Raw genomic sequence first — 22,407 nt, 5'->3', positions numbered from 1 at the left:
TCTTAAAAACAGTTAATTAAAGATATGTCTTACATTTTTCTTCCTACAATTAAAATTTTGCCAATATTGGTTTCAACGCTTATTATAGTAATAAATTAGAGGAATAGGGAATTGAAGAATTTCTTCTATTTAATTAAAAATGTTATTATGAAAAAATTAGGTTTACTAGCAACCCTTAAAGCGAAGCCAGGGAAGGAAATGGAAGTTTCAAATTTTATTAAAGAAGCTGTTAATTTAGCGAGGAAAGAAGAGAAGACCATAACTTGGTACTCATTTAAAATAGATGAAAGTACTTTTGGCATCTTTGATACTTTTGAAACAGAAGCGGGAAGAGAGGCTCACTTAAACGGAGCGATAGCAAATGCTTTAAAAGAAAAATCTTCAGAATTATTGGAGGAAGAACCAGATATCAAAAAAATAGAAATTCTATCTGCTGTATAAAAAAAAGGCCCTAATCTAATTAGGGCCTTTTTTCATTTTATTTACATGTATTACTTTTCAGAATCTAACATAGCAAAGAATTTATCAAGATTTGGAATGATCACAATTCTTGTTCTTCTGTTTTTAGCCATATTATCTTTTGAAGTGTTCTCAACTAAAGGAGAATAACTACTTCTACCTGCAGCAATTAATTTTGACGGGTCTACATTATACTTATCTTGTAATAATCTTACAATTGAAGTTGCACGTCTTACGCTTAGATCCCAGTTGTCTTGAAGGTAAGATTCTTTTACCATCTTTCTATCATCTGTATGACCTTCCACCATCACTTCCATACTAGGCTCAGAATTTATAACTTCTGCCAATTTCTTTAATAAGCCATTCGCCTTACTATTTACTCTATAGCTTCCACTATTAAATAAAAGTTTGTCTGAAACGTTGATCATTACCACCGTCTTATCTACAGTAATATTAACATCATCACTTTCTCCTTCTGATGAAATAGATTGCTTAAGATTATAAGAAACTGCCAAATTAATGGAATCTTCTAAAGTAGTTGCTCCTTCTAATTCTGAGGAATCCATTTTTGCAATGGTAGCTCGCATCTTCTCTTTCGTGTTATTAGACATCACGGTAAGATCGTTCATTTCCATCTTAGCGTCATTAGATTCTTTTAAAGAATTGATCTTTGCATTGTAATCTGAAACTCTCGCTTCAATAGCGTCTAATTTTCTTTGAGCTTCTTCTTTTTCTACGGTGGTACGCTGTAGATTACTTTGCGTGTCTGATAATTGACCTTCTAAGGCTACATATTTTTTCTTCGAGACACAAGAGGTAAACATTGCTACCGATAAAACTGTTACTAATAAGGTTTTTTTCATTTCTAGGTTATTTTAGTTATGACTCCTATTTAATTTGGGTTGAAGAGTCTTTCACAGAAAACGACCTGATTTTCTATATAGTATAACAAAATGCTGTTTAACAATTTTTTAATATAATGTCAATACAATAACACTGTTCAATAAAAGGTTGAATCTAAAGAAGGAGATAAATTTATACTTACTTCTAATGCTGTAACTTAGAACCATAACAAAGATCCCCGGCATCACCCAATCCTGGTACAATGTACCCATGATCATTTAATTCTCTATCTACGGTAGCTATGAATAATTTAACATCTTGTGGAAGTTCATTTTGTAGGTTATCCACTCCCGGCTGTGCCCCAATTACTGAGGCTAAATAAATATTCTTTGGAGTTCCCATTGTTTTTAAGGCATTAAAAACGTTGATAAAAGAACTTCCAGTTGCAAGCATAGGATCTGCTAAGATCAAAGTTTTCCCTTCTAAAGATGGAGAAGCTAGATATTCCACTTTAATTTCAAAATCCTTTTCATTAATATGATGACGATAGGCTGAGATAAAAGTATTCTCTGCAGAATCAAAATAATTTAAAATTCCAGTATGTAATGGTAATCCGGCACGAAGTATAGAACAAATAACAATATCTTCTTTTGGGCAGTTAATATGTGAAGTTCCCAATGGGGTTTCAACTGCTTTCATTTCATATTGTAAATCTTTACTTATTTCATAAGCAATAATTTCTCCAATACGTTCTATATTCCTTCTAAAGCGCATTCTATCGTTTTGTTGTGATACATCGCGTAACTGTGAAATGAATTTATTTAATATAGAGTTGTTATCTTGAAGATTGATGATCTGCATTGCTTTGTTTTTTGATAAAGTTAAGTAGAATTCTTAGTTCTCTCCAAGTCATATTTATAATTCCTACAAGAATGGAGAAAATTGGTTTTATATTTGATACTTATAAAATAAATCAGCGTTCCTTATTTTTAATTCGATGAAATATTTATTCTCTATACTATTAATAACATTTATTACAAGCTCAATTAATGCTCAGGTAGAAAGTTCTACTAAAAGTCTTCCAATTCAGCGTAGTAGTGGCTCTTCTATCCCTACATCTAATAATATTCCAAATGCTACTTCTAAAAATCCATTCATTAGCAGAACACAGAAAGCTGAAAATTATCCTACTCCCAAGAAAGAAGAATTCAGTATGAGAACAGATAATGGCTTAATGACGGCGGGAGATTTTGTAGAAAAAAAATGGACGGAAGATGCAGCTGCAAAAGAAGGTCATAGGGAAAATCAATATTTAGGGGATCATATAACTTCAGGCAAGTTTGTAGAAGTTTATTGCAGAGATTATCAATATGTTGATGGAGATAGAGTTAGAATTACAGTTAATGGGAAATTGATAATGAACAACCTCGAATTAGGGAGTAATTTTACTCCAGTGCTTGTAACATTAGAACCGGGATTCAATACCATAGAATTCGAAGCTCTAAATCAAGGTGCATCTGGGCCTAATACTGCTGCATTAAAAGTTCTAGGTGAATTAGGAGAACTTATCTCAACAAGTGAATGGAATTTATTAACCGGAGCTAAAGCTAGTATGATTATAGTAAAGCAATAATTACTAGTTATTAAGAATACTTATTTAGCTCAACATATCTGTTTTAACGCTTTTTATTAAAGTCTTACCGTCTAATTATTAAGATTATAACTTTTTAAATTCTTTTTTATTCTACTACTAATCTTTTAATTCTCACGGTATTTCAAATCTATTGAGATATTCTTAACAGCATCCAAGCTATACTTTTTTGTAACTTTAGACGCTAATAAATACAAAAGCAATTCTTTCGCTTTAATAGTATCTAAAATTTTCCTCATGAGAGAAGCTATCCGCTTTACCTTTATCTGTTTACTTATTGTCTTATTAATTGTAGGAACTATCCTTTGGCCAGTGTACGGTTTTGTGTGTTTTGGCATCATTATATTCTCGGTTGGTATATACGATATTGTTCAAAAAAAGCATACTATCTTAAGAAATTTCCCGGTTATTGGGCATATGAGATATTTCTTAGAAATGATAAGTCCGGAGATTCATCAGTATTTTATAGAGTCTAATACAGATGGTAAACCTATAGATAGAAATCATAGAACATACATTTACCAAAGAGCTAAATTACAGCGAGAAACTCATCCTTTTGGGACTCAATTAAATGTAGAAGAAGAAAATTACAAATGGATGCAACATAGCATTTATCCGTCTTCAATTTTAAATGAAACTCCAAGAGTAGAAGTTGGTGGGCCAGATTGTAAACAAAAATATTCTTCAAGTATATTTAATATCTCCGCCATGAGTTATGGCGCACTTAGTAAAAACGCAATTAAGGCCCTTAATTTGGGTGCAAAAGAGGGAAACTTTTCTCATAATACAGGAGAAGGTGGTATTTCTCCATATCATTTAAATGGGGGAGATCTGGTATATGAAGTAGGTACTGGATATTTTGGATGTAGAGCAGATGACGGTAGTTTTTCTCCAGAAAAATTTGAAAAGATAGCTGCAACAAAGGAGGTGAAAATGATTGAGATTAAAATATCTCAGGGAGCTAAGCCGGGACATGGAGGGGTTCTGCCTGCTTCCAAAAATAATGAGGAAATTGCACAAATAAGAGGTGTAAAGCCCCATACTGCAGTGCTATCTCCTCCGGGGCACAGTGCATTTAATGATGCTGAAGGCCTTTTAAGATTTGTTCAGCAAATGCGTGAATTATCTAATGGTAAGCCAATAGGATTTAAACTTTGTATTGGAAGTAAATCAGAATTTACTAAGATCTGTGAGAAAATGGTGGAAACCGGTATCAAACCAGATTTTATAACGGTAGATGGAGCAGAAGGAGGTACAGGAGCAGCTCCTATAGATTTCTCGAATTATGTAGGTATGCCGTGGGAAAAAGGCTTAATTTTTACAGTGGATACGCTGAGAGGGTTTAATTTGAAAAAAGATATTAAAGTTATTACCGCAACAAAGATCTTTACAGCTTTCGATATTTTTAAGGCGCTAAGTTTAGGTGCAGATATATGTAATTCTGCACGAGGAATGATGTTGGCGCTAGGTTGTATACAAGCACTTAGATGTGATAGTAATAAGTGTCCGACCGGCGTAGCTACGAATGATCCAACTTTAATGCGCGGTTTAGTGGTTGAGGATAAATGGAAAAGAGTTAAAAATTACCATGAGCAGACATTAGAAGATTTTAGAGATCTCCTTGCAGGTGCAGGTTGTGATACTTTAGAAAAATTAAATAGAGCGCTTATCTTTAAGAATATAAATCATGAAAATAAATCTTATAAAAGTATTCACCCAAGTGTAGAAATAGGTTCATTTATAAATAATTTAGCTTTGGCGGAGAGATAAATAAGGAAAACGTAGATTCTAATATCATTGGCATAAAAATACCTCTTAACGACTATTTAGATTAACAAAGGAATCTTCTCTAGAAATATTGATTTTAACTTCATTTAATTGAGCTCTAAGAACATCTTCTATAGTCGCTAGGAATATATCATTTGCCAAACTTAATTCATAGGTTTTTGCCATTCGTTTTATTGCTGATAAGCTGTCTTTTAAAATAGATTTGTCATTTCGATCACGAAAATTAGAAAAAAGATCTTTCCAAATTTGTTGAAATGTTTTTGGTAAAGTATCTCTTTCAACTGAATGTTCTTTTAGTAATCTTATCTCTTTAACTAATTCTGTAGCAAAGTGATTATGTCATATAGCGAGATTTTTAAATAAACTTTTTAATTTTTCATTCTTACTATCTGAAATTGTCTCTTTATTATTTTTTCAATGGAATATTGTTTAGCTAAAAATTCTTGAAAGTTACTTATAAGTTTAATGTGAATCTTCACTTTAGCGTCTTCCATAGTAGTTTTCATAACAGCACCTTTTAATCATTCCAATAAAAGTATTGCTACAAGAATTATCAATTACTGATAAATATGAAGCTTTATGTTATTTATAGTTTTTCCTTGATTCTCCACCTTTCGAATAATTACTTTTTGTAGTTTTAAGTTATAAATAAATAGAAATGAAAAAGATCTTGATTGCCTTAGATTATAATCCTGTTGCAGAACAAGTAGCAAAGGCAGGTTATAAATTAGCAAAGACTATGAATGCAGAAGTTTGTTTGCTTCACACACTTGCAGAAATAAGTTATTATGGAATTCAATATCCAAGTTTCTTGGGTTATGAAGGATATAATTCGATGAATGCAGATCTAAATTTGATCTCAGACCTAAAGAAAATTGCAGAAGATTTTCTACAGAAAGCTGCAGAACATTTAAATGACTCAACTATCACCACTCATTTGGCGGAAGGTGAAACTTCTAGTGGAATCTTAAATTATGCCGAAGAATGGGAAGCAGATCTAATTGTAATGGGTACTCATAGTCATTCTGTTTTAGAAAAATTGCTAATGGGCACAGTGGCATCAAAGGTTTTGGAAAGAACAGTAATACCAGTTCTTATGATACCTATAATAAAAGATTAAGCATTGATAATTTTAATAGTTACGTCTATAATAAAGAAATCCTGCAGTCCGAGGGAACTACAGGATTTCAAACTAACTAACAATTAATCTCTTAGTTAAAACGATCTGCAAGATCTTCTAAAGATCTAACTTCAGATAGCGTAGATCTAATTTCAACCAAGTGTCTATCTAATAATTCTGTAGTTTGTACAGGAAAATTGTTATTTTTTAATTTGTCTTCGTATTCTTCAACACTTGCTTTTTCACCTCTAATACACTCTTCCAAAACAGCTTCATCATCTTGTCCTGTAAAAGCAGTTTTAATATCTATCCATGCACGGTGTAAACTTCCAGTTGCACTTCCATTTTCTTTAGGTTCTTCATTAAGATCACGAATTTGTTTATCTAATTCTGTAGCAAATCTATTTCTTTGAACCGCTTGCATCTTTAAGAATTCTTTTAATCCATGGCTATCCGCATCCTCTAGGGCTTTCTTAAATCCTCTTTCTGCATCATAATTCTTCTCTAATAATTCTTGAAGGTTGTTCACTAAATTTTTGTGACTTTCTTCTCTCGATTTTTCTCTTGTAGTTTCCATAAAATAATTTTGTGGTTATATATTTTTTAATTGATAAGTTAAAGATAGTCTATGGATGGAAGATTGGTTCATAATTGTATCCAAATTGAGAAGCTTTTAATACTTTTTGTTAATTAATGTAAATAATTTAAAGGCTTCTTCCAATATACACCTGTAATGTGATTCAATAAGTTATATAAATTATAAGACTTAATCAACAACTTTGAACTTATATATATTAATTTTGATTTAGATAATTACTTTTACGCAAACTCCTCTAAAATGTTAGACCTGTAGAAATAGCAGGATTTCGGGGAGATTATTTTAAATGATGGTTTTACCGTTGATTTAAATGCTAGTAAAAATAGAATAATGAACAGCTAATCTATGTTGAAATTATAGGTTGGTTGTTACAATTTAAAGATTGAAGTTAAAAAATGAGAAGTAATGATCCGTATGCTGCATTAAAATATAAGGAGTTTAATATATTTTTAGCAGTAAGATTCGCTATGGTTTTTGCTTGGTCTATGCAATTTGTAGTTATAGAATGGGAAGTTTATAGTATTACCAAAAACCCTTTATCTCTTGGTATTATAGGATTGATGGAGGTAATTCCTGCAGTTTCACTCGCGCTTTTTGCAGGGCATATAGTAGATCAAAAAGAGAAAAAAGGATTATTGGTTAAATGTATCTTGGGCTTTTCGGTGGTAAGCTTTGGCTTATTTTTGCTTACTTGGCCCCAAATGGTACAAGATATTTCTACAAAGGTCATTCTATATAGTATATATTTTTTAGTGTTTCTTGGAGGAATTGTAAGAGCTTTCCTTGGTCCAACTATATTTTCTTTATTCTCGCTAATTATTCCAAAAAAGATATACCCAAATGCTGCAACATGGAGTAGTTCTGTCTGGCAAATGGGAGCAGTGTTAGGACCTGCACTAGCCGGATTCACTATAAACTGGATGGGAGTACATTGGTCTATGTGCTTGATCTTTGGTTTTTCTTTAATGGCTCTTATCTTTTTATCTCAAATTCCTAGAAAACCTATACTCAATCCTAAAATAGGTGAGCCGGTGTTACAAAGTTTAAAAGAAGGGATAAAGTTCGTATTTAATACCAAGATCATTTTAGGAGCAATCTCTTTGGATATGATAGCGGTTCTGTTTGGCGGTGCGGTTGCTTTATTACCAATCTATGCGCAGGATATACTAAAGGTTGGACCAGAAGGGTTTGGTATCTTAAGAGCTGCTCCAGCGGTAGGAGCCTTAATAACTATGTTTACATCTGCCTATTTTCCTTTAAATAAAAATGCAGGAATGAAATTACTGGCAGCAATATTTGGATTTGGGCTCTGCATTATAGTATTTGGTTTATCTACCTGGTTTTGGTTGTCTGTAATAGCACTTTTCTTAAGTGGAGTAACAGATGGTATTTCTATGATCATAAGACAAACCATCCTACAACTTAAAACACCAGATCACATGAGAGGTAGAGTAGCCTCTGTAAATTCAATGTTTGTAGGATCTTCCAATGAACTTGGCGCTTTTGAAAGTGGATTAACCGCTAAATGGATGGGTACAGTTACTGCTGTTGTATTTGGTGGAACTATGACATTATTAACAGTGGTAACCACCGGAATAGCATTACCATCTTTTAGAAAATTAGATCTTAGAAAAGATATAAAAGAACACGAGGATAATAATTAATTTAAAATTTAGACTATGAAAATAGGGTTTATAGGTTTAGGAATAATGGGAAGCGCTATGGCGTCTAATCTATTAAAGTCTGATCATCAATTGTATGTTTACAATCGTACTAAAGATAAAGCAGATACACTAATAGAGAAAGGAGCTATCTGGAAAGATTCTCCGGCAGAATTGGCTAAAGATATTGATGTTTTATTTACAATGCTAGAAGATCCAAATGCGGTTGAAAATCTTGCAATAGGAACAGATGGGTTTGTGAATGAAATGAAAGTAGGAAGCATCTGGATTGATTCTAGTACCGTAAACCCAAGTTTCACCAAGAAAATGGCGGGAATAGCTCTTAAAAATAATATTAGATTTTTAGATGCTCCCGTTTCCGGTTCTAAAGTTCCTGCAGAAAAAGGAGAATTACTCTTTCTAGTGGGAGGGAAGGCTGCAGATATGGAAGAAATTAACCCCCTTTTTGATCTTATGGGGCAAAAGGCAGTTCATATGGGAGATCATGGTAAAGGTTCTGCGATGAAGATCATGATAAATCAATTACTAGGGCAAAGTATGCTTGCATTTTCGGAAAGTGTTTCGTTAGGTATGGCTTTGGGACTGGATAAGAAAATGGCAATGGACGTACTTCTGAATACTCCCGTAACTGCTCCTATATTAAATGTTTTTAGATATAGATTAGATGAAGAGAATTACGAGCCTAACTTCCCGTTGAAGCATCTTCAAAAAGATCTTCACCTCTTTACAGAAACTGCATTTGAATTAAATCAGGCTGTACCTCTTACTAATGCAGCAAAAGAAGTTTATGCACAAGCAAAACAAAAAGGGCAGGGGGACTTAGATTTTTCTTCAATATTCAAATTTATAAATGAGTAATTGAGTAGAAATCAATTGGAACATCTAATTAAGGCTTAGCAATAAAGTTAAGCCTTATTTTAGTATAATTAATTTGAATATTTCCAGGCTAGAATTCGGCTTTTCTTCTGACCTTGATTCATGGGAATTACCTTAAATTCTGCTTTTAACTTAGTGAGTTGCTTCTTAAGTTTCACCAAATTTTCCTTTTTTGAAACTAAACAAGTAAACCAACCTACTTGTTCTTTAAAACTGATACTTTCTTTGATCATTCTTTTAATGAAAAGTGCCTCACCACCATTACACCAAAGTTCGTTAGACTTACCACCAAAATTCAATCGTATATCTTCAGATAATTCCAGATTTTTCAACTTCTTCAAATTGCTGCTTTCTGCTTCTTCTCTTGAAGCATGAAAAGGTGGATTACACATTGTAAAGTCAAAATACTCATTTGGTTTGATGATATCTTTAAAGATGTTTGAGGCGTCTCCCTGATGTCTAATTTCTATTTTATCGGAAAGCGCAGGATTTAGGCGAACATTTGCCTTAGCTGCTTCAACTGATGCAAGATTAATATCAGACCCAAACATTTTCCAATTATAGATCTGGGCTCCTAGAATAGGGTAGATACAATTAGCACCAACACCAATATCCAAACCTTTAATTTTAGATTTACCTGATGTTTCATCCTCAATTAGGTCATTTAAAAAATGAATATAATCTGCTCTACCAGGAATTGGAGGACAAAGATAATTTGCAGGAACTTTCCAATCTGAAATTTGATAATCTGCTTTTAGAATGGCTTTATTTAAATGAAAGACCGCGTCTGGATTAGCAAAATCAATGGTTTCCTTCTCATGTTCATTGATCTTTATATACTTATTTAAAGCAGAATGAGATTTAGCAAGCTCTCTAAGGTCGTAACCTTTTATGTGTATGTTCTTTGGATGCAAATTGTAAATATTAGGAATGGACCTCAAAGATACGATGAATAATCACGCTAATAGTTTAGTTATGGTGTAAACAATAAAACCTTTTGGAAGGATTACAAGTTATTTTAACTAAACTTTTTAAAATTTTATATATTCTTAAAACATTTTATGACTTTCTTATTCAAAAAATTAAATTCTAAGACTTATATTTGCAGTAGTTTAAGCATCATGATATCCGGCAGCTAAGATACCGGAGAAATCTTTCGAAAATTTTTTAATTTACCACTAAAAAATTTTCAATCTTTCCTAAAAATATCACGTTACTTAAATTGTATAATATCAGTATAACTAAAATAAACGAATGGCAAAATCGCAACAAACCTTTAATAAAATAGAAAAAGAGAAAAAACGTTTGAAGAAACGTGAGGAGAAGAATAAGAAAAAAGAAGAACGTAAAGCCGAAGGAAAAGGTAGTTCTTTTGAGATAGCTTATGTAGACGAGTATGGTAATTTAACAGATACTCCTCCAGATCCATCTAATAAAATACAGGTTGAGGCAGAAGATATAGTTTTGGGAGTTCCTAAAAAAGAAGAGGGTGATGAAGAAGATAAAAACGCACCTAAAGAAGGTAAAGTTTCTTTCTTTGATCATTCTAAAGGATTCGGTTTTATTCTGGATTCTATTAATCAAGAGAAGTACTTTGTACACGTAAGTGGTTTAATCGATGAAATCGAAGAAAATGACAAAGTAACTTATGAACTTGAAAGAGGAATGAAAGGAATGAATGCAGTTAGAGTGAAAAAGATCTAATTAATTCTGCTCAAAAAATAATTTTTATAAAAGCTTCAATTAAATTGAAGCTTTTTTTATGCTTTTAATTCATTTCAAAGTCGCTCATATTCGCTCATATTTCGATATAGCATCCTATTAAAACTTCCAATTTCAGCATTAGATTTTATACTTATATTCGCAGCCTGAAATTCATCAAAAAAAGTGCATAAAGAAATGGAAGGGAAAGCGAAACTAAGTCAGGAAGAAATAGATTCTTGTATTTCCATGTTAGAGCAGTTGGTAGATAATACCAATCAGGTTTTTGAGCTACCGGAAGAAAAGCGTATTGCTTTAATGAAAGCTGCGGGACAACTTACCAGACCTCAAAAAGACGAATTTACAAGACGTAGAAAAGACGCCAAAAAAGCTGCTAAGCGCAAGATGATAGAGCGTGATAAGCATGCACGTAAAGAAACCGGAATTAGAAGTGCCAGAGAAGCAACTATTTTCATAGCGCCTAAATTATTAGAACTTCCAGAAGAAAAAGAATTAGAACTTGAGTCTCCAAGAAACTGTTATGTGTGTAAAAAAACATACACAAAACTTCATCATTTCTATGATACGATGTGTCAGGAATGTGGTGATTTTAATTATGCAAAGAGATTTCAAACCGCAGATCTTACAGGGCAGGTTGCAGTAATTACAGGTTCTAGGCTTAAGATTGGTTACCATATTACTTTAATGCTTTTAAGAGCTGGAGCAACGGTAGTGGCAACTACAAGATTCCCTGCAGATTCTGCACTGCGTTTTTCTAAAGAGGATGACTTTCAAGATTGGGGAGACCGTTTAAAAATTCATGGACTAGATCTAAGACATATACCAAGTGTAGAGATCTTCTGTAATTATATAGAGCAGAAGTATGACAGGCTGGACATTCTCATTAACAATGCTGCACAAACAGTAAGAAGACCAGCCGGATTTTATCAGCATTTAATGGCGAAGGAAGAAACACCTATAGATTCTTTACCTCAGTTTGCTCAAAACTTACTTCAAGATCATAAAGCTTGTTTAGGCGAATTAAGATCGCTTACAGATGGAGCTTCAGATACTCAAAATAATGTACTTCCAGTTACGTGGCATGGTCCGGAACCTGGAATTGGTATAAGAGCTTCAGCTAAATTATCTCAAATTCCTTATACTTTTGATAATTCATTATCTGCAAAAGAAGTGTTCCCGGAAGGTGAGTTAGATGCAGATCTACAACAGGTTGATCTTAGAAAGACCAATAGCTGGAGATTGAAGTTAGGGCAGATAGAAACCACCGAAATGGTAGAAGTGCAGTTAGTGAATTCTGTTGCGCCATTTGTTCTGTGTAACCGTCTTTCAGAATTGATGAAGAAAGAAAATACGGGTATGAAGCATATTATAAATGTTTCTGCCATGGAAGGAAAATTCCAACGCTTTAAAAAAGAAGATCGTCATCCACATACCAATATGGCGAAGGCTGCTTTGAATATGCTTACGCATACTTCTGCCGGAACTTTGGCTAAAGATGGAATTTTTATGAATGCCGTAGATACTGGTTGGGTTACAGATGAAGATCCTGCTGAATTATCTAAAAAGAAAGTGGAAGTTCATGATTTTCAACCTCCTTTAGATATTGTAGATGGTGCAGCTCGTGTTATGGATCCACTTATAGACGGAATTAATTCTGGTAAACATTGGAGTGGAAAATTCTTAAAAGATTATATGCCAATAGATTGGTAGATTTTTAAGAATTTAGCTTTAAGCGAAGATTTCAGTTTTTTTTAAACGTATTTTTGCCAAATGTCAAATTCTATTAAAAACAATCAGGAGATCCTGGATAAGTTAGGTATTGAAAAACTCAATCCTATGCAGGAAGAAGCGCATCAAATTATTGCCGAAAACAATAATGTAGTATTACTTTCTCCAACCGGAACAGGAAAAACGCTCGCTTTTTTACTTCCTACTCTTAACCAACTTGATCTCGATCTACATGAAGTTCAGGCGTTAATATTGGTTCCATCTAGAGAACTTGCTATTCAAATAGAACAGGTTGTTCGCGAAATGGGAGCAGGTTTTAAAGCCAATGCTATTTATGGTGGCAGACCCATGTCTAAAGACAAGATTGAATTAAGTCATCCCCCGGCTATCTTAATTGGTACACCTGGTAGAATTGCAGATCACTTAAGAAAAGGAACTTTTTCTATAGATTTTCTTGAAACTCTAATTCTGGATGAATTTGATAAATCGCTGGAAGTAGGATTTGAAGATGAAATGACGGAGATCTTAGAAGCACTTCCCAATATTAAAAAACGAGTGCTGACTTCTGCAACACAAGAGATAAAGATTCCAAAATTTGCGGGTCTTAAAAATGAAGTTTATATAGATTATTTAGATCAAGGAGTTTCAAAATTAGAGATCAAAACGGTGATCTCTCCAGAAAAAGATAAACTGAATACGTTAGTAGATCTATTGAACCATATAGGAGATCAACCCGGGATCATCTTCTGTAATTTTAAAGACACCATACAGCGAGTAAGTGATCATTTGAATGTTAAGAATATTACACACGGGTGTTTTTATGGTGGATTAGATCAAAAAGACCGCGAACGTGCGCTTATAAAATTTAGAAACGGAACTCATAAGCTTATTATCGCTACAGATCTTGCAGCTCGTGGAATTGATATTCCAGAGATGAAGTTCATCATTCATTATCAGCTTCCGCTAAAAAGTCAGGAATTCACCCATAGAAACGGTAGAACAGCAAGAGTAGATAATAATGGAACTGCGTATGTTCTTAAATGGGTAAAAGAGGATTTACCAGAATTTATTCACCCAAATACAAAGACCGAAGAATTGACAAAAAATCATTCTTCTGAAAGCAATAGTTGGAAAACCATATTTATTTCAGGAGGAAGAAAGGATAAGATCTCTAAAGGAGATATTGCCGGACTCTTTCTAAAACAAGGAAATCTTGAGAAAGAGCAACTTGGTGCTATAGAGCTAAAGCAAGATTGTGCATTTGTTTCTGTTCCTTCAGATCTGGCTGGTCAATTAATTGCCAAATTGAATAACAGCAAACTAAAAAAGAAGAAAGTTAGATTAAATATTATTTAAGAGTTATGAATAATGAGCAGGCAAATAATCCGCTTCATGGGAAGAAATTGGCCGATATTTTAGAATTTCTGCAAGAAGTATATGGTTGGGAAGAGTTGGGAAGTCGCATTAATATTAGATGTTTTACGCACGATCCGTCTGTAAAATCTAGCCTTAAATTTCTTAGAAAAACTCCATGGGCTCGAGAAAAAGTAGAGCAGTTGTATTTAAAATCTATATAATTAAACAGGCCAGAATAACATTACTTCTGGCTTTTTAGATTTTTAAACTCATTCAGAAATTATTTTAAGTAATAAATTTAAGCTCTTTCCAAATTGAATATTGAAATTGACTTCTGTATCTTTATTACTCCATGGAGCTGATAAAAAAATATTCACATACACATCCTGAAAACGAGGCACTTTCATTCAATATTAAAAGAATGGAAGATGTTTATGAAATTACTCAAGGAAGACCAGATGAAGCGCATCGGCACGATTATTATATTATTTTACTTGTAAAGCAGGCTTCCGGAAAACATATTATAGATTTCAATGAATTTGAACTTTCAAAGAATCAGATGTATTTTCTAAGTCCGGGGCAGGTACATCAAATCATAGAAAATGAAAAGTCGTATGGACATATACTTACCTTTTCATCGCAATTTCTAATTGAAAACGGAATAGAAAAATGTTTTATAGATGATCTCTATATTTTTAATGATTATGGAATGAATCCTTCATTACAGCTTACAGATATAGAATTTGAAAAGTTCAGTTTAATTGCCCAGGAGGTCTATGAGTTTGAAGCTACCAATAGAAAATTTAAATATCAGGCCATTGGTGCATTGCTTAAGCTATTGCTGATTCAAAGTAATAATGTCTGTTCTCTTTCTGAAGACAGTAACACCCAAAATACGCAAGCTTCAGTTTCGCTCCTAAGAAATTTCAAAGAATTACTGGAAACAAATTTTGAAAGTTGGCATATGGTTTCGCAATATGCCGAAGAATTGCATATCACTCCAGACTATTTAAATGCATCTTTAAAATCGCTTACAGGTACCGGTGCCAAAGAACATATTCAGAACAGGATCTTGATCGCGGCAAAAAGACTTCTTAAGTTTTCAGATCTTAATACCAAAGAGATCTCTTACCAGCTAGGATTTTCTGAGCCTGCCAACTTTAGTATTTTCTTTAAAAAGCACACCGGAATAAGTCCTTCAAAATTTGAAATTTAAAGCATATCTCGGATTTTCATAAGCCTTGCTGGTATTTTAATATTTCTCCCTAGCTCATATCTATCTAAATTTGATCTATCAATAAAAGCGACGTTCTATACTCGGTTTTAGTAATCAAATAATTCAGAATAGATATGAAATCAATATTGCACAAAGCAGAGACAAGAGGCCATGCAAACCATGGTTGGTTAAATAGTTATCACAGTTTTAGTTTCGCAAATTATCATAATCCAGAACGAATGAATTTTGGAGTATTAAGAGTTTTAAATGATGATACAGTGAGCGGTGGAAAAGGTTTTGGAACACATCCTCATGATAACATGGAAATTATCTCGATTCCGTTAGAAGGAGACTTAGAACATCAAGATAATATGGGAAACCAAACGGTTATAAAACAAGGAGATGTTCAAATTTTAAGTGCCGGAACCGGTATCATGCATTCTGAGCATAACAAGAATAAAGACGAGCAAGTTAAATTTTTACAGATCTGGATTTTTCCAAATAAGAAAAATCTGGCTCCAAGATACGATCAGGTTTCTGTAAGAGATCTTCAGAAGAAAAATGAATTATATCAAGTGCTTTCTCCAAATGCTGATGATGCTGGAGTATGGGTAAATCAAGATGCTTGGTTCTACATGGGAGATCTCGATGAAGGCATATCTCAAGATTATAAGATACATAAGGAAGGAAATGGAGTTTATGTTTTTGTGCTGAAAGGTGATGTGCGTATCAATGATCAAAAGCTAAATAAAAGAGATGGCTTTGGGATTTGGGAAATAAACGAATTTAATGTTACTGCCAATAGTAATGCCAAGGTGTTACTAATGGAAGTTCCAATGCAACTGAATTAATATAATAAGTCTAATAATTAAAAATAACAAACATGGAAAACACAAAGAATACTTGGAAAATTGATGAGTCACACTCTAATGTAACTTTCAAAGTAAAACATATGATGATCTCTACGGTTTCAGGAGAATTTGAAAAATTTGAAGGAAGTCTAGAAGCTGCCAAAGAGAATTTTGAAGATGCTCAATTCGAATTTTCTTTAGAGGTAGCATCAATTACCACTAAGAATAAAGATAGAGATACGCATTTAAAATCGGACGATTTCTTTAATGCTGAAAAATTTCCGAAGTTAAAATTTAAATCAACTTCTTTTGATGGAGATACTTTAAAAGGAGATTTAACTATTAGAGACGTAACCAAACCCGTTAGTTTAGAAGTAGAATATAATGGAACGGCTGTAGATCCATACGGACAAACGAAAGCCGGATTTGAGTTTAAAGGAGAGATCAATAGAAAAGATTTTAACCTTACTTGGAACGGAGTTACAGAAGCCGGAAATATTGTAGTTTCAGATAAGGTAAGAATGATTGTTGACGCACAATTTATAAAGCAATAATATTTTATTAGAAGTAATAGCTAAAAAGTCTGCTTACACGTAAAAGTGTAGGGCAGACTTTTTAGTTTATAATGCTTATAATAATGTTTATGGGTTGCAAATTCTTTATGCAGTGTTATGAAACAGATAAATTTTACTCGCTAGTAATTTGATAGCTTGTTTATACAGAAAAAAGGCGTAGTTTCGCGCCTCATTAAAAATGAGGCATTTATGAAGCGTGTAAACGAATACAAGAAATTATTTAATGTTGAGAAAGATATAGATCTTAAGCAATTAAAGACTTCTTATAGAAATTTAGTTAAAGAATGGCATCCGGATAAATTTCAGGAAAGTGATGAAAAGCACGCCGAAGCCGAGATTAAAAGTAAGCAGATTATAGATGGATACCACTTTTTAGTAAGTATTGCTCCAGAAACTATTGCAGCTAACTTAGATGAATATAATAAAACTATTAGCGAATCTGGAATTTCAGATTTTCAGCATAAAGGGAATGTTTTAGAAATTAGTTTTATGGACGGAACTACTTACGAGTATTTTGGTGTTAATAAAGCTTTATTTGTAAAATTGATCAATTCTGATCGTCAATTTAGATTTGCCAAAAGAAATATTTTCAACTCTTTTCTTTATAGAAAATCTAAGAAAGATCTTGAAATGCAAACTGCTTAAAACCCTGCGTTTTAATACTACAAATTCCAAAAGTCTTATAGATTTTTGGAATTTTCTGTTTTTAGGATTGTCCTTTACCAATTAACTCATTTTAGAATTCTAAATAGTAGTAGGGTAGTGGAAGGTTTTAAAATATTAACGACTGCCTACATTAAATCGTTCAAAATTAAAATTGGAAGTTTTCTAGCAGGAAAGAACTGCATAATTAAAAATAGTAAAATTGAATATTTAGATGAATAAAAAAGCCATCTACGCTATAATTATATGTGCAATCTTAGCGGGTGCCAATGGATTGCTTATAAAATATATGAGCAGCATGACTACCGGCTCTATCGCATGGTTTAGAACAGCTATTCCTATTCTTATATTAATTCCGTTTTTATATAAAGATGGAGAATTGCATTTTAAAGGCAACAATAAGAAGATGTTATTAGCTTCATTTATAAATGCTATTAGAATGTATCTTTATTTGTTGGCCTATATGTACACCTCTATTGGAAATACGGTAGTGCTTTTCTATACCTACCCAATCTTTGTGACAGCGATAGAAATAATTTTCTTTAAGCAAAAGATTAAGAGACAACAAGTTTTATTATTATTCTTAGCATTTGTAGGTATTGTAATAACGTATATAGGAAAACCATTCAGTTTTTACTCTAGAGATTTTATTGGAATGCTAGCAGCCATAGGAGCTTCCATTGGTTATGCTACAACTGTTGTGCTATTTAAAGCTGAAAATCATAGGTATAGTAAGAACCAAATGGTGTTCTTTCAGAATATAATTGGTGCCATTGTTTTTGTACCTTTTTTGATGAGTTTACCGGAAGCTGATTTATCTCATATTGGTATGGGTGTATTTTATGGATTTCTTATTGGGATTGTAGTTTTCAAACTTTTCTTCTACGGTCTAAGTCATTTAACTGCCTCTACAGCTACAACACTAATGTATCTTGAAGTGGTAAGTGCTATCTTACTGGGCTATTTAGTGCTGGGCGAGCCATTAACTTGGAATATTCTCTTTGGAGGTAGTTTAATTATTACAAGCAGTTATTTGATATCTAGGATGAATAAAAAAGCAACTTTAAAAGAAGTGGAAAGCGTAACAGAATAACAAAAAAGATCCCTGAAACTTTTGGTCTCAGGGATCTTTTTTGTTCTAAAGAATGTTCTAATCATTCTTATAATTACTATTACCAAATTCTTTTCTATCATAAAATGCTCTATCGTTCTCGTATAGATTTTTATCATATAAAAGATCATCGTTGGTATCATCAAGATCAATATCTTCATTAGCGCTGCTACGCTCTCTATAATTATCGTATCGAACTCTTTCAGCCTCTAAACGTTCTCTTTCTTCTTTAAGTTTCAAACGCTCTTCTCTCAATTTCTTTCTTTCATCTTCCAAAGCTCTTCTTTCTGCAGACCAATCATCCTGATTCTTATCAATCTTTCGATCATGGGTTTCACTTTTATGATCATTAACACTAATATCTCGATCAGATCTATAAGGTGATTCTCTTTCCTGAATGATCTTAGTATCATCTACAAACTGCGGATTTGTTCTTCTATCAGAATGTTCTCTATTATAAGATCCTAGAACTACCTTTTCATAATCTCTATCAATCAAAGTTCCTCTATTCACACGTTTGGTTTCTGAAAAAGTTTGATGATCGATACTCTCTGTATAAACAAATTTTTGATCATCATCTATACTTACCATCCCAATTGGAATGATGATATGGTTTTCTCCATCTTTATTCACAAATTCACGAATCTCGATATTTGCAGGTCTTCCGTATGGATCGTGATTTGCTTCAATAATAGATCTATCAACTTCTACATCTAAGTAAACTACTTTTTCTAGCTCTTTATTCACCAAAAGATTGTCTACTTTACCAATTACTCTGTTGTTAAGGTCTTTCACCGGCCATCCGGTAACATCAGAATAATGACTATCTACTTTATAATCTGATAACTCTTCCAGATAATACAAATGTTTATTTTCTTTTTCCATAATTCTCAAATTATAAATTATTGCATTTTATTTAGTGTGGTTACAACGTCTCTAATAAACGTATCTATTCTCGCTTTTTGATCTTCAAAAGTTTTAGAAGCATCAACCATTTGTAATGAATTTTGTGCACTTGTAACTTCATTAGTTAATTGAGGATATTTTTCTTTTTGCAAAGTTTGCATCGCCGCAATTATTTGATCTCCGCTAGACTTCATCGTATTCATCCAAGAACTTTCTGAAGTAGAAGAAGTGGTTTTAACCAACTTTTCTCTTTGAGCCTTTAAATCATTATTGACAGTTACTTTGGTCTGTAAAGATTTTGTTCTTACCGCATCAATAAGATCAATCATAGATTTATTAGCATCTGCGATGGTGGTGGTAACTGGTTGTGAAGATAATTGGTTAGATCCAGAAGTGTTGTAAGTAGAATCTGTTTCAGAATAAGCATCTGAATTTGTATTGTCTTCGGAATTATAAGATTCGTCATCAATTTGCTCTGTATTCAAATCATCAACCTCGTCTGCATCATCTATGTCTGCCGTATCTAGATAAATGAAGAAATACCAAAGGGCTGCAAGAATTATAAGCACTAGTAATATCCATGGCCATATTGGGCTCTTTTTTCTAATTTTAATCTCTGCCATACTTTTAATTTTTAGTGAATTGGTTAGTTGTTTATCGCAGTTCTAATGTAGTAAGAACACGCATACGGAGGAATTAAGGATACCGTAAAGTATTGTTAATTAAGTATTAAGAAAAAAATTTAGAATTCTTTGGCTGCTGGTACTCAGATCTTTGTCTTAAAAATAAAAAGCCTGTAACAATTAAGTTACAGGCTTTTTAAAATGATGTGATGCAAATCTTAATTCTTTAGCATCTCAAATAATTTCTCAGCAACTAATCCTGAAGATGCAGGGTTTTGACCAGTAATTAAATTTCCATCTACTATAGCATATTCTTCCCAATCTCCTAATTTAGAATATATTCCTCCATTGTCTTTCAACATGTCTTCTACTAGGAAAGGAACAACATTAGTAAGTTGTACGGCTTCTTCTTCAGTATTCGTGAATCCGGTTACTTTTTTTCCTTTAACTAAGGGTTCTCCATTTTCACCTTTTACATTTTTCAATGCAGCCGGAGCATGACATACAAATCCTATAGGTTTTTTCTTAGCGTTAAAGGTTTCAATTAATTTAATTGAAGTTTTATCCTTAGATAGATCCCAAAGCGGACCGTGTCCACCAGGATAGAAAACAGCATCAAAATCGCTTGCATCTATGTCTGCAAGAACTTTTGTAGTATTAATTACCTGTTGCGCATCTTTATCATTGTGAAAACGCTTTGTATCCTCAGTTTGAGCATCTTCACTATCACTACTAGGATCTATAGGAGCTTTACCTCCTTTTGGCGTTGCAACAGTAATTTCTACACCTTTATCTAATAATGTATAATATGGATTTGCAAATTCTTCAATCCAAAATCCTGTTTTTTTCCCTGTGTCTCCCAATTTATCATGAGAGGTCAATACAAATAATACTTTCATATCTTTTTCTTTTTTGTGATTAATATTCTCTTTCTTCTCTTGTGCTGCGATACTTCCAAAGCTTATCGCAAATAATAAAATATGTATTTTCTTCATTTAATCTCAATAGTTAAATTATACTTTGACAACCATTTTTCCTTTATTCTTACCAGAGAAAAGGTCTAAAAAGGCTTGTGGTATATTATCAAAACTTTCTACAATAGTTTCAGAATAATTTAATTTATCTTCACTTAGCCATGTGCCTAGATGTTGCATAGCCTCCTGAAATTTATCTTCATAATTAGAGACAATAAAACCTTGCATTAAGGCACTGTTCTTAATTAAAAATGGTTGTACACTCACACCTTTTGGAACTGAAGTTTCATTATAGACAGAGATTGCACCACAAATAATCATTCTGGCGAATCTATTGATATTGAAAAGAATAGCATCTGAAATTTCTCCTCCTACATTATCAAAATAAATATCTACTCCATTTGGACAGGCTTCCTTAATGGCGTCTTTCATATTTTCTGTGGTATTGTAGTTAATACCTGCATCAAAACCAAATTCAGATTTAAGCATTTCTACTTTCTCATCGGTTCCTGCAATTCCTACTACTCTCAATCCCATGATCTTTCCTATCTGACCAACTACACTACCTACAGCACCAGCTGCTCCAGATACTACTAAAGTTTCACCTTCTTTAGGTTTTCCAATTTGTGTTAAACCTAAATATGCTGTTAATCCAGTCATCCCTAAGATTCCTAAATATGCAGACAGCGGTGCTTTTTCTGAATCTACTTTTATAAGTTCTTTTCCATCATTTACCTGATTCTTCTTCCAGTCTAATCTTCCTGAAACAAAATCTCCTTTACTAAACTTTTCATTTTTTGATTCTAGTACTTCTGCAATTACTCCTGAGGAAATAGGTTTATGTAATTCGAATGGTGGAACATAAGATTTGGCATCGCTCATTCTTCCTCTTAAATAAGGATCTACAGAAACATATTTTGTTGCTAACAACATCTCGCCGTCCTTAATCTCGGCTACATTTTCCTCTGTAAATTTAAAATCTGAAAGTTTTGGTGTTCCTTCGGGTCTTTTGTCTAATAATATTGTATTACTCATAACTATTAAATTTTCTATTATAATTTGATACTGTCCCAAGCTGCAGTATAAGCATCTTCTAAACTTTTGCTATCCATTTTCAGAATATCTCGTTGTTGCATATTCATTAAAAATGCTACAGGATATACGGTATATGCGTAAAGAAGATATGCAGATAGGGGTTTTATTTTCTTTTCATCAATTCCACGTTGCCAAAGATCTAATAGGGGTTGTAGATGTTTCAATCCCTCTTGCCTACTATCTTCGTCCACCATTGGAGTATTGTCACATTGAGATAGAAAAAAAGCTTCATCTACATCACTCAATTTAAAATTGGCTATGTTATTCCAGATAACTTTAAAACCTACTTCAACATCCATGGTAGGAGCATAGTCTTTAAAAGCATATTCTGTAAATGCAGTTTTCACCTGAATATATACCTTATTAATAAGGTCTTGTTTATTTTCGAAATATAAGTAAATAGTAGCGGGAGATACATTGGCCATTTTTGCTATCTTGGACATTGGCGTGGCATGAAAACCATTATTGTTCACCAAATTAATAGTAGCTTTAACTAATGCTTCTCTTTTTAACTGACTTTTGTTTACTGTGGACATATTTTTTTAATCTGACACAAAGATAAGGTTTAAA

The 22,407-nt window shown here is 32.9% G+C and carries 25 protein-coding genes; 15 read left to right on the top strand and 10 right to left on the bottom strand.

What is annotated here, in order from left to right:
* The first annotated feature begins 147 nt into the window (after positions 1-147).
* The gene (locus tag BLT84_RS12765) at positions 148-441 is read left to right on the top strand and encodes a putative quinol monooxygenase (protein WP_034892920.1); all 294 of its coding nucleotides are present in this window, start codon (positions 148-150) and stop codon (positions 439-441) included.
* Positions 442-491: 50 nt separating this feature from the next.
* Here BLT84_RS12765 and BLT84_RS12760 read toward each other — a convergent pair whose 3' ends face one another.
* Entirely contained in the window at positions 492-1,322 is an 831-nt protein-coding gene (locus BLT84_RS12760; protein WP_091266396.1) for an OmpA family protein, read from the bottom strand.
* A 184-nt stretch (positions 1,323-1,506) separates the two neighbouring features.
* Complete coding sequence (gene upp / locus BLT84_RS12755) at positions 1,507-2,163, bottom strand: uracil phosphoribosyltransferase (RefSeq protein WP_091266393.1); 657 nt, start codon at positions 2,161-2,163, stop codon at positions 1,507-1,509.
* Between the two features lie 136 nt (positions 2,164-2,299).
* Here upp and BLT84_RS12750 point away from each other — a divergent pair, with 136 nt between their 5' ends.
* A complete protein-coding gene (locus BLT84_RS12750) occupies positions 2,300-2,935 on the top strand; it encodes a hypothetical protein (RefSeq protein ID WP_091266389.1) in 636 nt (211 codons plus the stop codon).
* 255 nt (positions 2,936-3,190) lie between these two features.
* Positions 3,191-4,723, top strand: coding sequence for an FMN-binding glutamate synthase family protein (locus BLT84_RS12745; protein WP_091266386.1), 1,533 nt, complete (start codon positions 3,191-3,193; stop codon positions 4,721-4,723).
* Positions 4,724-4,768: 45 nt separating this feature from the next.
* Here BLT84_RS12745 and BLT84_RS16105 read toward each other — a convergent pair whose 3' ends face one another.
* Positions 4,769-4,906, bottom strand: coding sequence for a hypothetical protein (locus tag BLT84_RS16105; RefSeq protein WP_157717934.1), 138 nt, complete (start codon positions 4,904-4,906; stop codon positions 4,769-4,771).
* 493 nt (positions 4,907-5,399) lie between these two features.
* On the opposite strand from BLT84_RS16105, the gene BLT84_RS12740 reads away from it, so the two are divergent.
* On the top strand, positions 5,400-5,861 hold the full coding sequence (locus tag BLT84_RS12740; protein WP_091266383.1) for a universal stress protein: 462 nt from the start codon (positions 5,400-5,402) through the stop codon (positions 5,859-5,861).
* Positions 5,862-5,952: 91 nt separating this feature from the next.
* Here the strand turns inward: BLT84_RS12740 and BLT84_RS12735 are convergent, their stop codons facing one another.
* Complete coding sequence (locus BLT84_RS12735; protein ID WP_034892909.1) at positions 5,953-6,438, bottom strand: ferritin-like domain-containing protein; 486 nt, start codon at positions 6,436-6,438, stop codon at positions 5,953-5,955.
* A gap of 416 nt (positions 6,439-6,854) precedes the next feature.
* On the opposite strand from BLT84_RS12735, the gene BLT84_RS12730 reads away from it, so the two are divergent.
* Entirely contained in the window at positions 6,855-8,123 is a 1,269-nt protein-coding gene (locus BLT84_RS12730; protein WP_091266380.1) for an MFS transporter, read from the top strand.
* Between the two features lie 15 nt (positions 8,124-8,138).
* Complete coding sequence (locus BLT84_RS12725) at positions 8,139-8,999, top strand: NAD(P)-dependent oxidoreductase (protein WP_091266378.1); 861 nt, start codon at positions 8,139-8,141, stop codon at positions 8,997-8,999.
* 68 nt (positions 9,000-9,067) lie between these two features.
* Here the strand turns inward: BLT84_RS12725 and rlmF are convergent, their stop codons facing one another.
* Positions 9,068-9,931 (bottom strand): 23S rRNA (adenine(1618)-N(6))-methyltransferase RlmF, encoded by an 864-nt coding sequence (gene rlmF / locus BLT84_RS12720; RefSeq protein ID WP_091266371.1) that lies wholly within the window; start codon positions 9,929-9,931, stop codon positions 9,068-9,070.
* Between the two features lie 340 nt (positions 9,932-10,271).
* Here rlmF and BLT84_RS12715 point away from each other — a divergent pair, with 340 nt between their 5' ends.
* The 9 genes from BLT84_RS12715 to BLT84_RS12670 all read left to right on the top strand — a co-directional run bounded on the left by BLT84_RS12715 (position 10,272) and on the right by BLT84_RS12670 (position 18,221).
* The gene (locus BLT84_RS12715; RefSeq protein ID WP_034892903.1) at positions 10,272-10,721 is read left to right on the top strand and encodes a cold-shock protein; all 450 of its coding nucleotides are present in this window, start codon (positions 10,272-10,274) and stop codon (positions 10,719-10,721) included.
* Between the two features lie 195 nt (positions 10,722-10,916).
* Positions 10,917-12,449 (top strand): SDR family NAD(P)-dependent oxidoreductase, encoded by a 1,533-nt coding sequence (locus BLT84_RS12710; RefSeq protein WP_091266367.1) that lies wholly within the window; start codon positions 10,917-10,919, stop codon positions 12,447-12,449.
* Positions 12,450-12,509: 60 nt separating this feature from the next.
* Positions 12,510-13,823, top strand: coding sequence for a DEAD/DEAH box helicase (locus BLT84_RS12705; RefSeq protein WP_091266364.1), 1,314 nt, complete (start codon positions 12,510-12,512; stop codon positions 13,821-13,823).
* A 5-nt stretch (positions 13,824-13,828) separates the two neighbouring features.
* Positions 13,829-14,044 carry a VF530 family DNA-binding protein gene (locus tag BLT84_RS12700; RefSeq protein WP_034892895.1) on the top strand — a complete coding sequence of 72 codons (216 nt, stop codon included), beginning with the start codon at positions 13,829-13,831 and terminating at the stop codon, positions 14,042-14,044.
* 131 nt (positions 14,045-14,175) lie between these two features.
* Positions 14,176-15,039 (top strand): AraC family transcriptional regulator, encoded by an 864-nt coding sequence (locus tag BLT84_RS12695; protein WP_091266361.1) that lies wholly within the window; start codon positions 14,176-14,178, stop codon positions 15,037-15,039.
* Positions 15,040-15,173: 134 nt separating this feature from the next.
* On the top strand, positions 15,174-15,890 hold the full coding sequence (locus BLT84_RS12690; protein WP_091266358.1) for a pirin family protein: 717 nt from the start codon (positions 15,174-15,176) through the stop codon (positions 15,888-15,890).
* Positions 15,891-15,922: 32 nt separating this feature from the next.
* Positions 15,923-16,444 (top strand): YceI family protein, encoded by a 522-nt coding sequence (locus tag BLT84_RS12685; RefSeq protein WP_091266355.1) that lies wholly within the window; start codon positions 15,923-15,925, stop codon positions 16,442-16,444.
* A gap of 210 nt (positions 16,445-16,654) precedes the next feature.
* Positions 16,655-17,110 carry a KTSC domain-containing protein gene (locus tag BLT84_RS12680; RefSeq protein ID WP_034894448.1) on the top strand — a complete coding sequence of 152 codons (456 nt, stop codon included), beginning with the start codon at positions 16,655-16,657 and terminating at the stop codon, positions 17,108-17,110.
* 232 nt (positions 17,111-17,342) lie between these two features.
* A complete protein-coding gene (locus BLT84_RS12670; RefSeq protein ID WP_091266349.1) occupies positions 17,343-18,221 on the top strand; it encodes a DMT family transporter in 879 nt (292 codons plus the stop codon).
* A gap of 57 nt (positions 18,222-18,278) precedes the next feature.
* Here the strand turns inward: BLT84_RS12670 and BLT84_RS12665 are convergent, their stop codons facing one another.
* From BLT84_RS12665 to BLT84_RS12645, 5 genes are all read right to left on the bottom strand, one after another.
* Complete coding sequence (locus BLT84_RS12665; protein WP_091266345.1) at positions 18,279-19,124, bottom strand: hypothetical protein; 846 nt, start codon at positions 19,122-19,124, stop codon at positions 18,279-18,281.
* A 17-nt stretch (positions 19,125-19,141) separates the two neighbouring features.
* Positions 19,142-19,768 (bottom strand): hypothetical protein, encoded by a 627-nt coding sequence (locus BLT84_RS12660; RefSeq protein WP_034892880.1) that lies wholly within the window; start codon positions 19,766-19,768, stop codon positions 19,142-19,144.
* 218 nt (positions 19,769-19,986) lie between these two features.
* Entirely contained in the window at positions 19,987-20,763 is a 777-nt protein-coding gene (locus BLT84_RS12655; protein ID WP_172822456.1) for a type 1 glutamine amidotransferase domain-containing protein, read from the bottom strand.
* Between the two features lie 18 nt (positions 20,764-20,781).
* Entirely contained in the window at positions 20,782-21,777 is a 996-nt protein-coding gene (locus BLT84_RS12650) for an NADP-dependent oxidoreductase (RefSeq protein WP_172822455.1), read from the bottom strand.
* Positions 21,778-21,794: 17 nt separating this feature from the next.
* Positions 21,795-22,373, bottom strand: coding sequence for a TetR/AcrR family transcriptional regulator (locus tag BLT84_RS12645; RefSeq protein WP_034892877.1), 579 nt, complete (start codon positions 22,371-22,373; stop codon positions 21,795-21,797).
* Positions 22,374-22,407: the final 34 nt, after the last annotated feature.

The sequence above is a fragment of the Gillisia sp. Hel1_33_143 genome (assembly GCF_900104765.1).
Lineage (GTDB): Bacteria > Bacteroidota > Bacteroidia > Flavobacteriales > Flavobacteriaceae > Gillisia.
This window is presented reverse-complemented; position numbering and strand designations above follow the sequence as displayed.

What these genes read in the sequence shown, in the direction of transcription:
- BLT84_RS12765 (WP_034892920.1), top strand. Translation starts at nt 148, where the DNA reads ATGAAAAAATTAGGTTTACTAGCAACCCTTAAAGCGAAGCCAGGGAAG.
- BLT84_RS12760 (WP_091266396.1), bottom strand. Translation starts at nt 1,322, where the DNA reads ATGAAAAAAACCTTATTAGTAACAGTTTTATCGGTAGCAATGTTTACC.
- upp (WP_091266393.1), bottom strand. Translation starts at nt 2,163, where the DNA reads ATGCAGATCATCAATCTTCAAGATAACAACTCTATATTAAATAAATTC.
- BLT84_RS12750 (WP_091266389.1), top strand. Translation starts at nt 2,300, where the DNA reads ATGAAATATTTATTCTCTATACTATTAATAACATTTATTACAAGCTCA.
- BLT84_RS12745 (WP_091266386.1), top strand. Translation starts at nt 3,191, where the DNA reads ATGAGAGAAGCTATCCGCTTTACCTTTATCTGTTTACTTATTGTCTTA.
- BLT84_RS16105 (WP_157717934.1), bottom strand. Translation starts at nt 4,906, where the DNA reads ATGGCAAAAACCTATGAATTAAGTTTGGCAAATGATATATTCCTAGCG.
- BLT84_RS12740 (WP_091266383.1), top strand. Translation starts at nt 5,400, where the DNA reads ATGAAAAAGATCTTGATTGCCTTAGATTATAATCCTGTTGCAGAACAA.
- BLT84_RS12735 (WP_034892909.1), bottom strand. Translation starts at nt 6,438, where the DNA reads ATGGAAACTACAAGAGAAAAATCGAGAGAAGAAAGTCACAAAAATTTA.
- BLT84_RS12730 (WP_091266380.1), top strand. Translation starts at nt 6,855, where the DNA reads ATGAGAAGTAATGATCCGTATGCTGCATTAAAATATAAGGAGTTTAAT.
- BLT84_RS12725 (WP_091266378.1), top strand. Translation starts at nt 8,139, where the DNA reads ATGAAAATAGGGTTTATAGGTTTAGGAATAATGGGAAGCGCTATGGCG.
- BLT84_RS12715 (WP_034892903.1), top strand. Translation starts at nt 10,272, where the DNA reads ATGGCAAAATCGCAACAAACCTTTAATAAAATAGAAAAAGAGAAAAAA.
- BLT84_RS12710 (WP_091266367.1), top strand. Translation starts at nt 10,917, where the DNA reads ATGGAAGGGAAAGCGAAACTAAGTCAGGAAGAAATAGATTCTTGTATT.
- BLT84_RS12705 (WP_091266364.1), top strand. Translation starts at nt 12,510, where the DNA reads ATGTCAAATTCTATTAAAAACAATCAGGAGATCCTGGATAAGTTAGGT.
- BLT84_RS12700 (WP_034892895.1), top strand. Translation starts at nt 13,829, where the DNA reads ATGAATAATGAGCAGGCAAATAATCCGCTTCATGGGAAGAAATTGGCC.
- BLT84_RS12695 (WP_091266361.1), top strand. Translation starts at nt 14,176, where the DNA reads ATGGAGCTGATAAAAAAATATTCACATACACATCCTGAAAACGAGGCA.
- BLT84_RS12690 (WP_091266358.1), top strand. Translation starts at nt 15,174, where the DNA reads ATGAAATCAATATTGCACAAAGCAGAGACAAGAGGCCATGCAAACCAT.
- BLT84_RS12685 (WP_091266355.1), top strand. Translation starts at nt 15,923, where the DNA reads ATGGAAAACACAAAGAATACTTGGAAAATTGATGAGTCACACTCTAAT.
- BLT84_RS12680 (WP_034894448.1), top strand. Translation starts at nt 16,655, where the DNA reads ATGAAGCGTGTAAACGAATACAAGAAATTATTTAATGTTGAGAAAGAT.
- BLT84_RS12670 (WP_091266349.1), top strand. Translation starts at nt 17,343, where the DNA reads ATGAATAAAAAAGCCATCTACGCTATAATTATATGTGCAATCTTAGCG.
- BLT84_RS12665 (WP_091266345.1), bottom strand. Translation starts at nt 19,124, where the DNA reads ATGGAAAAAGAAAATAAACATTTGTATTATCTGGAAGAGTTATCAGAT.
- BLT84_RS12660 (WP_034892880.1), bottom strand. Translation starts at nt 19,768, where the DNA reads ATGGCAGAGATTAAAATTAGAAAAAAGAGCCCAATATGGCCATGGATA.
- BLT84_RS12655 (WP_172822456.1), bottom strand. Translation starts at nt 20,763, where the DNA reads ATGAAGAAAATACATATTTTATTATTTGCGATAAGCTTTGGAAGTATC.
- BLT84_RS12650 (WP_172822455.1), bottom strand. Translation starts at nt 21,777, where the DNA reads ATGAGTAATACAATATTATTAGACAAAAGACCCGAAGGAACACCAAAA.
- BLT84_RS12645 (WP_034892877.1), bottom strand. Translation starts at nt 22,373, where the DNA reads ATGTCCACAGTAAACAAAAGTCAGTTAAAAAGAGAAGCATTAGTTAAA.